This window comes from Citrobacter sp. wls714 (genome assembly GCF_005281025.1).
Classification (GTDB): Bacteria; Pseudomonadota; Gammaproteobacteria; order Enterobacterales; family Enterobacteriaceae; genus Citrobacter; species Citrobacter werkmanii.
Genome location: NZ_SZWZ01000038.1, coordinates 15,148 through 26,547, shown reverse-complemented (window position 1 = coordinate 26,547; position 11,400 = coordinate 15,148). Strand labels below are relative to the sequence as shown.

General features: G+C 50.2%; 25 protein-coding genes. 24 read left to right on the top strand and 1 reads right to left on the bottom strand.

The window, feature by feature from the left end; translation table 11 throughout:
* The 3 genes from FDX11_RS10000 to bfr all read left to right on the top strand — a co-directional run.
* The coding region (locus FDX11_RS10000; protein ID WP_042326251.1) for an EF-Tu/IF-2/RF-3 family GTPase at nucleotides 1-465 on the top strand (465 nt) is incomplete at its 5' end.
* 185 nt (nucleotides 466-650) lie between these two features.
* On the top strand, nucleotides 651-845 hold the full coding sequence (gene bfd / locus FDX11_RS09995) for a bacterioferritin-associated ferredoxin (protein WP_006687360.1): 195 nt from the start codon (nucleotides 651-653) through the stop codon (nucleotides 843-845).
* A 71-nt stretch (nucleotides 846-916) separates the two neighbouring features.
* Nucleotides 917-1,393: a bacterioferritin gene (gene bfr / locus FDX11_RS09990; RefSeq protein ID WP_042312088.1), complete on the top strand. Its 477-nt coding sequence runs from the start codon at nucleotides 917-919 to the stop codon at nucleotides 1,391-1,393.
* Here the strand turns inward: bfr and FDX11_RS09985 are convergent.
* Nucleotides 1,390-1,857, bottom strand: coding sequence for an A24 family peptidase (locus FDX11_RS09985; RefSeq protein WP_137397839.1), 468 nt, complete (start codon nucleotides 1,855-1,857; stop codon nucleotides 1,390-1,392). The two genes, bfr and FDX11_RS09985, sit on opposite strands and share 4 nt — an antisense overlap.
* Nucleotides 1,858-2,236: 379 nt before the next feature.
* Here FDX11_RS09985 and rpsJ point away from each other — a divergent pair, with 379 nt between their 5' ends.
* From rpsJ to rplO, 21 genes are all read left to right on the top strand, one after another.
* Nucleotides 2,237-2,548, top strand: a complete 312-nt coding sequence (rpsJ, locus tag FDX11_RS09980; RefSeq protein ID WP_001181005.1) for a 30S ribosomal protein S10 — start codon at nucleotides 2,237-2,239, stop codon at nucleotides 2,546-2,548.
* A 32-nt stretch (nucleotides 2,549-2,580) separates the two neighbouring features.
* Nucleotides 2,581-3,210 (top strand): 50S ribosomal protein L3, encoded by a 630-nt coding sequence (rplC, locus tag FDX11_RS09975; protein ID WP_003031117.1) that lies wholly within the window; start codon nucleotides 2,581-2,583, stop codon nucleotides 3,208-3,210.
* Between the two features lie 10 nt (nucleotides 3,211-3,220).
* Nucleotides 3,221-3,826: a 50S ribosomal protein L4 gene (rplD, locus tag FDX11_RS09970; protein ID WP_000424395.1), complete on the top strand. Its 606-nt coding sequence runs from the start codon at nucleotides 3,221-3,223 to the stop codon at nucleotides 3,824-3,826.
* Nucleotides 3,823-4,125, top strand: a complete 303-nt coding sequence (gene rplW / locus FDX11_RS09965) for a 50S ribosomal protein L23 (RefSeq protein ID WP_000617546.1) — start codon at nucleotides 3,823-3,825, stop codon at nucleotides 4,123-4,125. The genes rplD and rplW overlap by 4 nt, the downstream gene beginning before the upstream one ends.
* Nucleotides 4,126-4,142: 17 nt before the next feature.
* Nucleotides 4,143-4,964: a 50S ribosomal protein L2 gene (gene rplB / locus FDX11_RS09960; protein ID WP_042312092.1), complete on the top strand. Its 822-nt coding sequence runs from the start codon at nucleotides 4,143-4,145 to the stop codon at nucleotides 4,962-4,964.
* 16 nt (nucleotides 4,965-4,980) lie between these two features.
* A complete protein-coding gene (rpsS, locus tag FDX11_RS09955) occupies nucleotides 4,981-5,259 on the top strand; it encodes a 30S ribosomal protein S19 (protein ID WP_001138115.1) in 279 nt (92 codons plus the stop codon).
* Between the two features lie 14 nt (nucleotides 5,260-5,273).
* Complete coding sequence (rplV, locus tag FDX11_RS09950) at nucleotides 5,274-5,606, top strand: 50S ribosomal protein L22 (protein WP_000448832.1); 333 nt, start codon at nucleotides 5,274-5,276, stop codon at nucleotides 5,604-5,606.
* Nucleotides 5,607-5,623: 17 nt separating this feature from the next.
* The gene (gene rpsC / locus FDX11_RS09945) at nucleotides 5,624-6,325 is read left to right on the top strand and encodes a 30S ribosomal protein S3 (protein WP_000529945.1); all 702 of its coding nucleotides are present in this window, start codon (nucleotides 5,624-5,626) and stop codon (nucleotides 6,323-6,325) included.
* 12 nt (nucleotides 6,326-6,337) lie between these two features.
* Nucleotides 6,338-6,748 (top strand): 50S ribosomal protein L16, encoded by a 411-nt coding sequence (gene rplP, locus FDX11_RS09940; RefSeq protein ID WP_000941208.1) that lies wholly within the window; start codon nucleotides 6,338-6,340, stop codon nucleotides 6,746-6,748.
* Nucleotides 6,748-6,939 (top strand): 50S ribosomal protein L29, encoded by a 192-nt coding sequence (rpmC, locus tag FDX11_RS09935; RefSeq protein WP_000644742.1) that lies wholly within the window; start codon nucleotides 6,748-6,750, stop codon nucleotides 6,937-6,939. The genes rplP and rpmC overlap by 1 nt, the downstream gene beginning before the upstream one ends.
* Complete coding sequence (rpsQ, locus tag FDX11_RS09930) at nucleotides 6,939-7,193, top strand: 30S ribosomal protein S17 (RefSeq protein ID WP_003031120.1); 255 nt, start codon at nucleotides 6,939-6,941, stop codon at nucleotides 7,191-7,193. Before rpmC ends, rpsQ begins: the two co-directional genes overlap by 1 nt.
* A gap of 163 nt (nucleotides 7,194-7,356) precedes the next feature.
* Nucleotides 7,357-7,728 (top strand): 50S ribosomal protein L14, encoded by a 372-nt coding sequence (gene rplN / locus FDX11_RS09925; protein WP_000613954.1) that lies wholly within the window; start codon nucleotides 7,357-7,359, stop codon nucleotides 7,726-7,728.
* 10 nt (nucleotides 7,729-7,738) lie between these two features.
* On the top strand, nucleotides 7,739-8,053 hold the full coding sequence (rplX, locus tag FDX11_RS09920) for a 50S ribosomal protein L24 (protein WP_004106345.1): 315 nt from the start codon (nucleotides 7,739-7,741) through the stop codon (nucleotides 8,051-8,053).
* Between the two features lie 14 nt (nucleotides 8,054-8,067).
* Nucleotides 8,068-8,607, top strand: a complete 540-nt coding sequence (gene rplE, locus FDX11_RS09915) for a 50S ribosomal protein L5 (protein WP_003031123.1) — start codon at nucleotides 8,068-8,070, stop codon at nucleotides 8,605-8,607.
* A 14-nt stretch (nucleotides 8,608-8,621) separates the two neighbouring features.
* On the top strand, nucleotides 8,622-8,927 hold the full coding sequence (rpsN, locus tag FDX11_RS09910) for a 30S ribosomal protein S14 (RefSeq protein WP_003031125.1): 306 nt from the start codon (nucleotides 8,622-8,624) through the stop codon (nucleotides 8,925-8,927).
* Nucleotides 8,928-8,957: 30 nt separating this feature from the next.
* The gene (rpsH, locus tag FDX11_RS09905; protein ID WP_003031127.1) at nucleotides 8,958-9,350 is read left to right on the top strand and encodes a 30S ribosomal protein S8; all 393 of its coding nucleotides are present in this window, start codon (nucleotides 8,958-8,960) and stop codon (nucleotides 9,348-9,350) included.
* 12 nt (nucleotides 9,351-9,362) lie between these two features.
* Nucleotides 9,363-9,896 carry a 50S ribosomal protein L6 gene (gene rplF, locus FDX11_RS09900; RefSeq protein WP_006687355.1) on the top strand — a complete coding sequence of 178 codons (534 nt, stop codon included), beginning with the start codon at nucleotides 9,363-9,365 and terminating at the stop codon, nucleotides 9,894-9,896.
* Nucleotides 9,897-9,905: 9 nt separating this feature from the next.
* Nucleotides 9,906-10,259 carry a 50S ribosomal protein L18 gene (rplR, locus tag FDX11_RS09895; RefSeq protein ID WP_000358956.1) on the top strand — a complete coding sequence of 118 codons (354 nt, stop codon included), beginning with the start codon at nucleotides 9,906-9,908 and terminating at the stop codon, nucleotides 10,257-10,259.
* 14 nt (nucleotides 10,260-10,273) lie between these two features.
* Nucleotides 10,274-10,777: a 30S ribosomal protein S5 gene (gene rpsE / locus FDX11_RS09890; RefSeq protein ID WP_003031131.1), complete on the top strand. Its 504-nt coding sequence runs from the start codon at nucleotides 10,274-10,276 to the stop codon at nucleotides 10,775-10,777.
* A 3-nt stretch (nucleotides 10,778-10,780) separates the two neighbouring features.
* Entirely contained in the window at nucleotides 10,781-10,960 is a 180-nt protein-coding gene (rpmD, locus tag FDX11_RS09885; protein ID WP_001140434.1) for a 50S ribosomal protein L30, read from the top strand.
* A gap of 3 nt (nucleotides 10,961-10,963) precedes the next feature.
* Entirely contained in the window at nucleotides 10,964-11,398 is a 435-nt protein-coding gene (gene rplO / locus FDX11_RS09880) for a 50S ribosomal protein L15 (protein WP_042002878.1), read from the top strand.
* Nucleotides 11,399-11,400 lie beyond the last annotated feature (2 nt).

Genomic DNA, 11,400 nt, shown 5'->3' with positions numbered 1-11,400 from the left:
GAAGAAGTTGAAATCGTTGGTATCAAAGAGACTGCTAAGTCTACCTGTACTGGCGTTGAAATGTTCCGCAAACTGCTGGACGAAGGCCGTGCTGGTGAGAACGTTGGTGTTCTGCTGCGTGGTATCAAACGTGAAGAAATCGAACGTGGTCAGGTACTGGCTAAGCCGGGCTCTATCAAGCCGCACACCAAGTTCGAATCTGAAGTGTACATCCTGTCCAAAGACGAAGGCGGCCGTCATACTCCGTTCTTCAAAGGCTACCGTCCGCAGTTCTACTTCCGTACTACTGACGTGACTGGTACCATCGAACTGCCGGAAGGCGTAGAGATGGTAATGCCGGGCGACAACATCAAAATGGTTGTTACCCTGATCCACCCGATCGCGATGGACGACGGTCTGCGTTTCGCAATCCGTGAAGGCGGCCGTACTGTAGGTGCGGGCGTTGTTGCTAAAGTAATGAGCTAATTATTAATTAATTAGCTTTGAGCTTAAAAAGGGCGCTTCGGCGCCCTTTTTGCTGCTTGCTGTTTAGCTGCTGTCATATTTATTCGCATTTTTTATTCATTCTCCCGCCGCGTAAATAGCGTTGTGCTATTGTAATCATAACTATTCTCATTTACACTTTGCGCAGAAATTGAACGGGAGCGATCATGTACGTTTGTTTGTGTAATGCGATAAGTGATAAAAAAATTCGTCAGGCTGTTCGCCAGTTTCAACCTCAGTCCTTTCAGCAATTACGTAAATTTATTCCTGTGGGAAATCAATGTGGTAAGTGCATTCGCGCTGCCCGTGAAGTCATGCAGGATGAATTAACTCAAATGCCAGAATTTAAAGAGATCGCCTAAGTCACACTCTTTTTTTTGACATCCCGGTAGCCCCATCTACGCTCTAAGAGTGGAAGCGGAGGGACTATAAAATGAAAGGTGATGTTAAAATCATAAATTATCTCAATAAACTATTGGGAAATGAGCTTGTCGCAATCAACCAATACTTTCTCCACGCGAGAATGTTCAAAAACTGGGGCCTGATGCGCCTCAATGATGTCGAGTACCATGAGTCTATAGATGAGATGAAACACGCCGATAAATACATCGAGCGTATTTTATTCTTGGAAGGGATCCCAAACCTACAGGATCTTGGCAAGTTAGGCATAGGTGAAGACGTTGAAGAGATGCTGCAATCGGATCTTCGGCTCGAACTGGATGGCGCGAAAGACTTACGTGAAGCCATTGCCTATGCCGATAGCGTTCATGACTACGTCAGCCGGGACATGATGATTGAGATCCTGACTGAAGAAGAAGGGCATATTGACTGGCTCGAAACGGAGCTGGACCTGATTGCAAAACTTGGTTTGCAAAACTATCTGCAATCGCAAATTAAAGTCAGCGACTAAACGCCCTGGATTAGACCAATCCCGCCAATAATAAAACCCGCAGCCGCCAGATAGGGTCCAAAAGGCAGCGGGTTTTTTAATACCTTTCTCCCATGTTTAATCCAGGCAATCCCGGTCATACAGCAGGCCAGGCTGGCGGCAAGCAAGACCAGCAACGGTAATGCGTCCCAGCGATGCCAGGCGCCCAGGGCGGCAAGAAATTTGATATCACCAAAGCCTAATCCTTCCTGACGGCATATCAGACGATACCCCCAATAGAACAAAGCAAATACCCCATAACCCGCTACGGCACCCCAAAGCGCGTCGGATAACTGCGCCGGTCTGCAGCACTGATGATAAATAAGGCCACCCCACAAAAGAGGGCAGGTAAATTTGTCGGGTAATAGGCCAGTGCGTAAATCCTCAAACCAGAGCAATCCCGATAACCCTGCATAAATCAGCACAAAGGGAAGGTCGATATACATAGGTTAGCCTCGTATGAAAAGAGGCCACCCTCCGCTAAACATCAAGGTTGTACAAGACCGAAATTCGAGTTATGTAAACCTTCTTCCAGAGAGATCGCAATCCATAACAGCGCATACAGTGAGAGTGGAAGGGGACACGCGTTCCATGACAGAGTGATTAATTTCTATGCGGCACTTGCGTCAGGCTGAGATTTACGTATAATGCGCGGGCTTGTCTAATATTGACAGCGGTTCGATATGAGCCACCGGTACGGCGAAAGCAATACCAGACAATGTTCCCAATCGGGGAACTCTGTAAGAACGGTTACACTCTCCCATCAATCGTAATGGGTTTGAGGAGTAACTATTTCGTTTATAAAATAATTGGAGCTCTGGTCTCATGCAGAACCAAAGAATCCGTATCCGTTTGAAAGCGTTTGATCATCGTCTGATCGATCAATCAACCGCGGAAATCGTCGAGACTGCCAAGCGCACTGGTGCGCAGGTTCGTGGTCCGATCCCGCTGCCGACCCGCAAAGAGCGTTTCACCGTTCTGATCTCTCCGCACGTTAACAAAGACGCGCGTGATCAGTACGAGATCCGTACTCACAAGCGTCTGGTTGACATCGTTGAGCCAACTGAAAAAACCGTTGATGCTCTGATGCGTCTGGACCTGGCTGCCGGTGTAGACGTGCAGATCAGCCTGGGTTAATCAGGTCATCGAGCGATTGAGAGGTTGATACAATGATTGGTTTAGTCGGTAAAAAAGTGGGTATGACCCGCATCTTCACTGAAGATGGCGTCTCTATCCCAGTAACCGTTATCGAAGTTGAAGCAAACCGCGTTACTCAGGTTAAAGATCTGGCTAACGACGGCTACCGCGCTGTTCAGGTTACCACCGGTGCTAAAAAAGCTAACCGTGTAACTAAGCCGGAAGCTGGCCACTTTGCTAAAGCTGGCGTAGAAGCTGGCCGCGGCCTGTGGGAGTTCCGTCTGGCAGATGGTGAAGAATACACCGTTGGTCAGAACATTAGCGTTGAACTGTTTGCTGACGTTAAAAAAGTTGACGTAACCGGTACCTCTAAAGGTAAAGGTTTCGCTGGTACCGTTAAGCGCTGGAACTTCCGTACCCAGGACGCTACTCACGGTAACTCCTTGTCTCACCGCGTTCCGGGTTCTATCGGTCAGAACCAGACTCCGGGCAAAGTGTTCAAAGGCAAGAAAATGGCAGGTCAGCTGGGCAACGAACGTGTAACCGTTCAGAGCCTGGACGTAGTACGTGTTGACGCTGAGCGCAACCTGCTGCTGGTTAAAGGTGGTGTTCCGGGTGCGACCGGTTGCGACCTGATCGTTAAACCAGCTGTGAAGGCGTAAGGGGATAGCAATGGAATTAGTATTGAAAGACGCGCAGAGCGCGCTGACTGTTTCCGAAACTACCTTCGGTCGTGATTTCAACGAAGCGCTGGTTCACCAGGTTGTTGTTGCTTATGCAGCTGGTGCTCGTCAGGGTACTCGTGCTCAGAAGACTCGTGCTGAAGTAACTGGTTCAGGCAAAAAGCCGTGGCGCCAGAAAGGTACCGGCCGTGCGCGTTCAGGTTCTATCAAGAGCCCGATCTGGCGTTCAGGTGGCGTAACCTTCGCTGCTCGCCCGCAGGACCACAGTCAAAAAGTTAACAAGAAGATGTACCGCGGCGCGCTGAAAAGCATTCTGTCCGAACTGGTACGTCAGGATCGTCTGATCGTTGTCGAGAAGTTCTCTGTTGAAGCGCCTAAAACTAAGCTGCTGGCACAGAAACTGAAAGACATGGCTCTGGAAGATGTGCTGATCATCACCGGTGAGCTGGACGAAAACCTGTTCCTGGCTGCGCGCAACCTGCACAAGGTTGACGTACGCGATGCAACTGGTATCGACCCGGTTAGCCTGATCGCCTTCGACAAAGTCGTAATGACTGCTGATGCTGTTAAGCAAGTTGAGGAGATGCTGGCATGATTCGTGAAGAACGTCTGCTGAAGGTGCTTCGCGCACCGCACGTTTCTGAAAAAGCGTCTACTGCGATGGAAAAAACTAACACCATCGTTCTCAAAGTTGCTAAAGACGCGACCAAAGCAGAAATCAAAGCTGCTGTGCAGAAACTGTTTGAAGTCGAAGTCGAAGTCGTTAACACCCTGGTAGTTAAAGGGAAAGTTAAACGTCACGGACAGCGTATCGGTCGTCGTAGCGACTGGAAAAAAGCTTACGTCACCCTGAAGGAAGGCCAGAATCTGGACTTCGTCGGCGGCGCTGAGTAAGTCGGAGGAGTAATACAATGGCAGTTGTTAAATGTAAACCGACATCTCCGGGTCGTCGCCACGTTGTTAAAGTGGTCAACCCAGAGCTGCACAAGGGCAAACCTTTTGCTCCGCTGGTTGAAAAAAACAGCAAATCCGGTGGTCGTAACAACAATGGCCGTATCACCACTCGTCACATCGGTGGTGGTCACAAGCAGGCTTATCGTATTGTTGACTTCAAACGCAACAAAGACGGTATCCCAGCAATTGTTGAACGTCTTGAGTACGATCCGAACCGCTCCGCGAACATCGCGCTGGTTCTGTACAAAGACGGTGAACGCCGTTACATCCTGGCCCCTAAAGGCCTGAAAGCTGGCGACCAGATTCAGTCTGGCGTTGATGCTGCAATCAAAGCAGGTAACACCCTGCCGATGCGCAATATCCCGGTTGGTTCTACCGTTCATAACGTAGAAATGAAACCAGGTAAAGGCGGTCAGCTGGCACGTTCCGCTGGTACTTACGTTCAGATCGTTGCTCGTGATGGTGCTTATGTCACCCTGCGTCTGCGTTCTGGTGAAATGCGTAAAGTCGAAGCAGACTGCCGTGCAACTCTGGGCGAAGTTGGCAATGCTGAGCATATGCTGCGCGTTCTGGGTAAAGCAGGTGCTGCACGCTGGCGTGGTGTTCGTCCTACCGTTCGCGGTACTGCGATGAACCCAGTCGATCACCCACATGGTGGTGGTGAAGGTCGTAACTTTGGTAAGCACCCGGTAACTCCGTGGGGCGTTCAGACCAAAGGTAAGAAGACCCGCAGCAACAAGCGTACTGATAAATTCATCGTACGTCGCCGTAGCAAATAATTTTAGAGGATAAGCCATGCCACGTTCTCTCAAGAAAGGTCCTTTTATTGACCTGCACTTGCTGAAGAAGGTAGAGAAAGCGGTGGAAAGCGGAGACAAGAAGCCCCTGCGCACTTGGTCCCGTCGTTCAACGATCTTTCCTAACATGATCGGTTTGACCATCGCTGTCCATAATGGTCGTCAGCACGTTCCGGTATTTGTTTCCGACGAAATGGTCGGCCACAAACTGGGTGAATTCGCACCGACTCGTACTTATCGCGGCCACGCTGCTGATAAAAAAGCGAAGAAGAAATAAGGTAGGAGGAAGAGATGGAAACTTTAGCTCAACATCGCCATGCTCGTTCTTCTGCTCAGAAGGTTCGCCTTGTTGCAGACCTGATTCGCGGTAAGAAAGTGTCGCAGGCTCTGGATATTCTGACCTACACCAATAAGAAAGCGGCTGTATTGGTTAAGAAAGTCCTGGAATCTGCCATTGCTAACGCTGAACACAACGATGGCGCTGACATTGACGATCTGAAAGTTACGAAAATTTTCGTAGACGAAGGCCCGAGCATGAAGCGCATTATGCCGCGTGCAAAAGGTCGTGCAGATCGCATCCTGAAGCGCACCAGCCACATTACTGTGGTTGTGTCCGATCGCTGAGACTCTGGAGACTAGCAATGGGTCAGAAAGTACATCCTAATGGTATTCGCCTGGGTATTGTAAAACCATGGAACTCAACCTGGTTTGCGAACACCAAAGAATTCGCTGACAACCTGGACAGCGATTTTAAAGTACGTCAGTACCTGACTAAGGAACTGGCTAAAGCGTCTGTATCTCGTATCGTTATCGAGCGTCCGGCTAAGAGCATCCGTGTGACCATTCACACCGCTCGCCCGGGTATCGTTATCGGTAAGAAAGGCGAAGACGTAGAAAAACTGCGCAAAGTCGTAGCTGATATTGCTGGCGTTCCTGCCCAGATCAATATCGCCGAAGTGCGTAAGCCTGAACTGGACGCAAAATTGGTTGCTGACAGCATCACTTCTCAGCTGGAACGTCGCGTTATGTTCCGTCGTGCTATGAAGCGTGCTGTACAGAACGCAATGCGTCTGGGCGCTAAAGGTATTAAAGTTGAAGTTAGCGGCCGTCTGGGCGGCGCGGAAATCGCACGTACCGAATGGTACCGCGAAGGTCGCGTACCGCTGCACACTCTGCGTGCTGACATCGACTACAACACCTCTGAAGCGCACACCACTTACGGTGTAATCGGCGTTAAAGTGTGGATCTTCAAAGGCGAGATCCTGGGTGGTATGGCTGCTGTTGAACAACCGGAAAAACCGGCTGCGCAACCTAAAAAGCAGCAGCGTAAAGGCCGTAAATAAGGAGCGTCGCTGATGTTACAACCAAAGCGTACAAAATTCCGTAAAATGCACAAAGGCCGTAACCGCGGTCTGGCTGCTGGCGCGGATGTTAGCTTCGGCAGCTTCGGTCTGAAAGCTGTTGGCCGTGGTCGTCTGACTGCCCGTCAGATCGAAGCAGCACGTCGTGCTATGACCCGTGCAGTTAAGCGTCAAGGTAAGATCTGGATCCGTGTATTCCCGGACAAACCGATCACTGAAAAGCCGCTGGCAGTGCGTATGGGTAAAGGTAAAGGTAACGTAGAGTATTGGGTTGCCTTGATTCAGCCGGGTAAAGTCCTGTATGAAATGGACGGCGTACCGGAAGAGCTGGCCCGTGAAGCATTCAAGCTGGCAGCAGCGAAACTGCCGATTAAAACCACCTTTGTAACTAAGACGGTGATGTAATGAAAGCAAAAGAGCTGCGTGAGAAGAGTGTTGAAGAGCTGAACACCGAGCTGCTGAATCTGCTGCGTGAGCAGTTCAACCTGCGTATGCAGGCTGCAAGTGGCCAGCTGCAACAGTCTCACCTGTTGAAGCAAGTGCGTCGTGATGTCGCACGCGTTAAGACTTTACTGACTGAGAAGGCGGGTGCGTAATGACCGATAAAATCCGTACTCTGCAAGGTCGCGTTGTTAGCGATAAAATGGAGAAATCCATCGTTGTTGCTATCGAACGTTTTGTGAAACACCCGATCTACGGTAAATTCATTAAGCGTACGACCAAACTGCACGTACATGACGAGAACAACGAATGCGGTACTGGTGACGTGGTTGAAATCCGCGAATGCCGTCCGCTGTCCAAGACTAAGTCCTGGACGCTGGTTCGCGTTGTAGAGAAAGCCGTTCTGTAATACAGTAGGCATTCTCAACGAATAAACGGCTCAGCGATGAGCCGTTTATTTTTTCTACCCATATCGTTTGAGCGGTGTTATAATGCCGCGCCCCCGATATGGGGCTTTTTTAACGACCTGATTTTCGGGTCTCAGTAGTAGTTGACATTAGCGGAGCACTAAAATGATCCAAGAACAGACTATGCTGAACGTCGCCGACAACTCCGGTGCACGTCGCGTAATGTGTATCAAGGTTCTGGGTGGCTCGCACCGTCGCTACGCAGGCGTCGGCGATATCATCAAGATCACCATCAAGGAAGCAATTCCGCGTGGTAAGGTCAAAAAAGGTGATGTGCTGAAGGCGGTAGTGGTGCGCACCAAGAAGGGTGTTCGTCGCCCGGACGGTTCTGTCATTCGCTTCGATGGTAATGCATGCGTTATTTTAAACAATAACAGCGAGCAACCTATCGGTACGCGTATTTTTGGGCCGGTAACTCGTGAACTTCGTAACGAGAAGTTCATGAAAATTATCTCTCTGGCACCAGAAGTACTCTAAGGAGCGAATCATGGCAGCGAAGATCCGTCGTGATGACGAAGTTATCGTGTTAACCGGTAAAGATAAAGGTAAACGCGGTAAAGTTAAGAATGTCTTGTCTTCCGGCAAGCTCATTGTTGAAGGTATCAACCTGGTTAAGAAACACCAGAAGCCGGTTCCGGCTCTGAACCAACCAGGCGGCATCGTTGAAAAAGAAGCTGCTATTCAGGTTTCTAACGTTGCAATCTTCAACGCGGCAACCGGCAAGGCTGACCGTGTAGGCTTTAGATTCGAAGACGGCAAAAAAGTCCGTTTCTTCAAATCTAACAGCGAAACTATCAAGTAATTTGGAGTAGTACGATGGCGAAACTGCATGATTACTACAAAGACGAAGTAGTCGCTAAACTCATGACTGAGTTTAACTACAATTCTGTCATGCAAGTCCCTCGGGTCGAGAAGATCACCCTGAACATGGGTGTTGGTGAAGCGATCGCTGACAAGAAACTGCTGGATAACGCAGCAGCTGACCTGACAGCAATCTCCGGTCAAAAACCGCTGATCACCAAAGCACGCAAATCAGTTGCAGGCTTCAAAATCCGTCAGGGCTATCCGATCGGCTGTAAAGTAACTCTGCGTGGCGAACGCATGTGGGAGTTCTTTGAGCGTCTGATCACTATTGCTGTTCCACGTATCCGTGACTTCCGTGGCCTGTCCGCTAAGTCATTCGATGGCCGTGGTAACTACAGCATGGGTGTCCGTGAGCAGATCATCTTCCCAGAAATCGACTACGATAAAGTCGACCGCGTGCGTGGTTTGGATATTACCATTACCACTACTGCGAAATCTGACGAAGAAGGCCGTGCTCTGCTGGCTGCCTTTGACTTCCCGTTCCGCAAGTAAGGTAGGGTTACTGAATGGCTAAGCAATCAATGAAAGCACGCGAAGTAAAGCGCGTAGCTTTAGCTGATAAGTACTTCGCAAAACGCGCTGAACTGAAAGCTATTATCTCTGATGTGAACGCGACCGACGAAGATCGTTGGAACGCAGTTCTGAAGCTGCAGTCTCTGCCGCGTGATTCCAGCCCGTCCCGTCAGCGTAACCGCTGCCGTCAAACAGGTCGTCCGCATGGCTATGTGGGCAAGTTCGGGTTGAGCCGTATCAAACTGCGTGAAGCCGCAATGCGCGGTGAAGTACCAGGCTTGAAAAAGGCTAGCTGGTAATTACCAATTGAATCACGGGAGTAAAGACAGATGAGCATGCAAGATCCGATCGCGGATATGCTGACCCGTATCCGTAACGGTCAGGCCGCGAATAAAGCTGCGGTCACCATGCCTTCCTCCAAGCTGAAAGTGGCAATTGCCAACGTGCTGAAGGAAGAAGGTTTTATTGAAGATTTTAAAGTTGAAGGCGACACCAAGCCGGAACTGGAACTTACTCTTAAGTATTTCCAGGGTAAAGCTGTTGTAGAAAGCATTCAGCGTGTCAGTCGCCCAGGTCTGCGCATTTATAAGCGTAAAGACGAGCTGCCGAAAGTTATGGCTGGCATGGGTATCGCAGTTGTTTCTACCTCTAAAGGTGTTATGACTGATCGTGCAGCGCGCCAGGCTGGTCTTGGTGGCGAAATTATCTGCTACGTAGCCTAATCGGAGGAAAAAATGTCTCGTGTTGCTAAAGCACCGGTCGTTATTCCTGCCGGCGTTGATGTAAAAATCAACGGTCAGGTTATTACGATCAAAGGTAAAAACGGCGAGCTGACTCGTACTCTCAACGATGCTGTTGCAGTAAATCATGCAGATAATGCACTGACCTTCGGTCCGCGTGATGGTTACGCAGATGGATGGGCTCAGGCTGGTACCGCGCGTGCCCTGCTGAATGCAATGGTTGTCGGTGTTACCGAAGGCTTCACTAAGAAGCTGCAGCTGGTTGGTGTAGGTTATCGTGCAGCGGTCAAAGGGAATGTAGTAAACCTGGCTTTAGGTTTCTCTCATCCAGTTGATCATCAGCTGCCGGCAGGTATCACTGCAGAATGTCCGACTCAGACTGAAATCGTGCTGAAAGGCGCTGATAAACAGCTGATCGGTCAGGTTGCGGCAGATCTGCGCGCCTACCGTCGTCCTGAGCCTTACAAAGGCAAGGGTGTTCGTTACGCCGACGAAGTCGTGCGTACCAAAGAGGCTAAGAAGAAGTAAGGTAACACTATGGATAAGAAATCTGCTCGTATCCGTCGTGCGACCCGCGCACGCCGCAAGCTCAAAGAGCTGGGCGCAACTCGCCTGGTGGTACATCGTACCCCGCGTCATATTTACGCACAGGTAATTGCACCGAACGGTTCTGAAGTTCTGGTAGCTGCTTCTACTGTAGAAAAAGCTATCGCTGAACAACTGAAGTACACCGGTAACAAAGACGCTGCAGCAGCTGTGGGTAAAGCTGTCGCCGAACGCGCTCTGGAAAAAGGCATCAAAGATGTGTCCTTTGACCGTTCCGGGTTCCAATATCATGGTCGTGTCCAGGCACTGGCAGATGCTGCCCGTGAAGCTGGCCTTCAGTTCTAAGGTAGAGGTGTAAGATGGCTCACATCGAAAAACAAGCTGGCGAACTGCAGGAAAAGCTGATCGCGGTAAACCGCGTATCTAAAACCGTTAAAGGTGGTCGTATTTTCTCCTTCACAGCTCTGACTGTAGTTGGCGATGGTAACGGTCGCGTTGGTTTTGGTTACGGTAAAGCGCGTGAAGTTCCAGCAGCGATCCAGAAAGCGATGGAAAAAGCCCGTCGCAATATGATTAACGTCGCGCTGAACCACGGCACCCTGCAGCACCCGGTTAAGGGTACTCACACGGGTTCTCGTGTATTCATGCAGCCGGCTTCCGAAGGTACCGGTATCATCGCCGGTGGTGCAATGCGCGCCGTTCTGGAAGTCGCTGGAGTTCGTAACGTTCTGGCTAAAGCGTATGGTTCCACCAACCCGATTAACGTGGTTCGTGCAACTATCGACGGTCTGGAAAATATGAAATCTCCGGAAATGGTCGCTGCCAAGCGTGGTAAATCCGTTGAAGAAATTCTGGGGAAATAAACCATGGCAAAGACTATTAAAATTACTCAAACCCGCAGTGCAATCGGTCGTCTGCCGAAACACAAGGCAACGCTGCTTGGCCTGGGTCTGCGTCGTATTGGTCACACCGTAGAACGCGAGGATACTCCTGCTGTTCGTGGTATGGTCAACGCGGTTTCCTTCATGGTTAAAGTTGAGGAGTAAGAGATGCGTTTAAATACTCTGTCTCCGGCCGAAGGCTCCAAAAAGGCGGGTAAACGCCTGGGTCGTGGTATCGGTTCTGGCCTCGGTAAAACCGGTGGTCGTGGTCACAAAGGTCAGAAGTCTCGTTCTGGCGGTGGCGTACGTCGCGGTTTCGAGGGTGGTCAGATGCCTCTGTACCGTCGTCTGCCGAAATTCGGCTTCACTTCACGTAAAGCAGCGATTACAGCCGAAGTTCGTCTGTCTGACCTGGCTAAAGTTGAAGGCGGTATTGTAGACCTGAACACGCTGAAAGCAGCTAACATTATCGGTATCCAGATCGAGTTCGCGAAAGTGATCCTGGCTGGTGAAGTCACTACTCCGGTAACTGTTCGTGGCCTGCGTGTTACTAAAGGCGCTCGTGCTGCTATCGAAGCTGCTGGCGGTAAAATCGAGGAATAAGT

Bases quoted from the DNA above. Each gene is read 5' to 3' on its own strand.
- rpsH (WP_003031127.1), top strand. From the start codon at position 8,958: ATGAGCATGCAAGATCCGATCGCGGATATGCTGACCCGTATCCGTAAC.
- rplW (WP_000617546.1), top strand. From the start codon at position 3,823: ATGATTCGTGAAGAACGTCTGCTGAAGGTGCTTCGCGCACCGCACGTT.
- rpmD (WP_001140434.1), top strand. From the start codon at position 10,781: ATGGCAAAGACTATTAAAATTACTCAAACCCGCAGTGCAATCGGTCGT.
- rpsS (WP_001138115.1), top strand. From the start codon at position 4,981: ATGCCACGTTCTCTCAAGAAAGGTCCTTTTATTGACCTGCACTTGCTG.
- rplN (WP_000613954.1), top strand. From the start codon at position 7,357: ATGATCCAAGAACAGACTATGCTGAACGTCGCCGACAACTCCGGTGCA.
- rplR (WP_000358956.1), top strand. From the start codon at position 9,906: ATGGATAAGAAATCTGCTCGTATCCGTCGTGCGACCCGCGCACGCCGC.
- rplD (WP_000424395.1), top strand. From the start codon at position 3,221: ATGGAATTAGTATTGAAAGACGCGCAGAGCGCGCTGACTGTTTCCGAA.
- rplB (WP_042312092.1), top strand. From the start codon at position 4,143: ATGGCAGTTGTTAAATGTAAACCGACATCTCCGGGTCGTCGCCACGTT.
- rplX (WP_004106345.1), top strand. From the start codon at position 7,739: ATGGCAGCGAAGATCCGTCGTGATGACGAAGTTATCGTGTTAACCGGT.
- rplF (WP_006687355.1), top strand. From the start codon at position 9,363: ATGTCTCGTGTTGCTAAAGCACCGGTCGTTATTCCTGCCGGCGTTGAT.
- FDX11_RS09985 (WP_137397839.1), bottom strand. From the start codon at position 1,857: ATGTATATCGACCTTCCCTTTGTGCTGATTTATGCAGGGTTATCGGGA.
- rplO (WP_042002878.1), top strand. From the start codon at position 10,964: ATGCGTTTAAATACTCTGTCTCCGGCCGAAGGCTCCAAAAAGGCGGGT.
- rpsJ (WP_001181005.1), top strand. From the start codon at position 2,237: ATGCAGAACCAAAGAATCCGTATCCGTTTGAAAGCGTTTGATCATCGT.
- rpmC (WP_000644742.1), top strand. From the start codon at position 6,748: ATGAAAGCAAAAGAGCTGCGTGAGAAGAGTGTTGAAGAGCTGAACACC.
- rplC (WP_003031117.1), top strand. From the start codon at position 2,581: ATGATTGGTTTAGTCGGTAAAAAAGTGGGTATGACCCGCATCTTCACT.
- bfr (WP_042312088.1), top strand. From the start codon at position 917: ATGAAAGGTGATGTTAAAATCATAAATTATCTCAATAAACTATTGGGA.
- rplE (WP_003031123.1), top strand. From the start codon at position 8,068: ATGGCGAAACTGCATGATTACTACAAAGACGAAGTAGTCGCTAAACTC.
- rpsE (WP_003031131.1), top strand. From the start codon at position 10,274: ATGGCTCACATCGAAAAACAAGCTGGCGAACTGCAGGAAAAGCTGATC.
- rpsN (WP_003031125.1), top strand. From the start codon at position 8,622: ATGGCTAAGCAATCAATGAAAGCACGCGAAGTAAAGCGCGTAGCTTTA.
- rplP (WP_000941208.1), top strand. From the start codon at position 6,338: ATGTTACAACCAAAGCGTACAAAATTCCGTAAAATGCACAAAGGCCGT.
- rpsQ (WP_003031120.1), top strand. From the start codon at position 6,939: ATGACCGATAAAATCCGTACTCTGCAAGGTCGCGTTGTTAGCGATAAA.
- rpsC (WP_000529945.1), top strand. From the start codon at position 5,624: ATGGGTCAGAAAGTACATCCTAATGGTATTCGCCTGGGTATTGTAAAA.
- rplV (WP_000448832.1), top strand. From the start codon at position 5,274: ATGGAAACTTTAGCTCAACATCGCCATGCTCGTTCTTCTGCTCAGAAG.
- bfd (WP_006687360.1), top strand. From the start codon at position 651: ATGTACGTTTGTTTGTGTAATGCGATAAGTGATAAAAAAATTCGTCAG.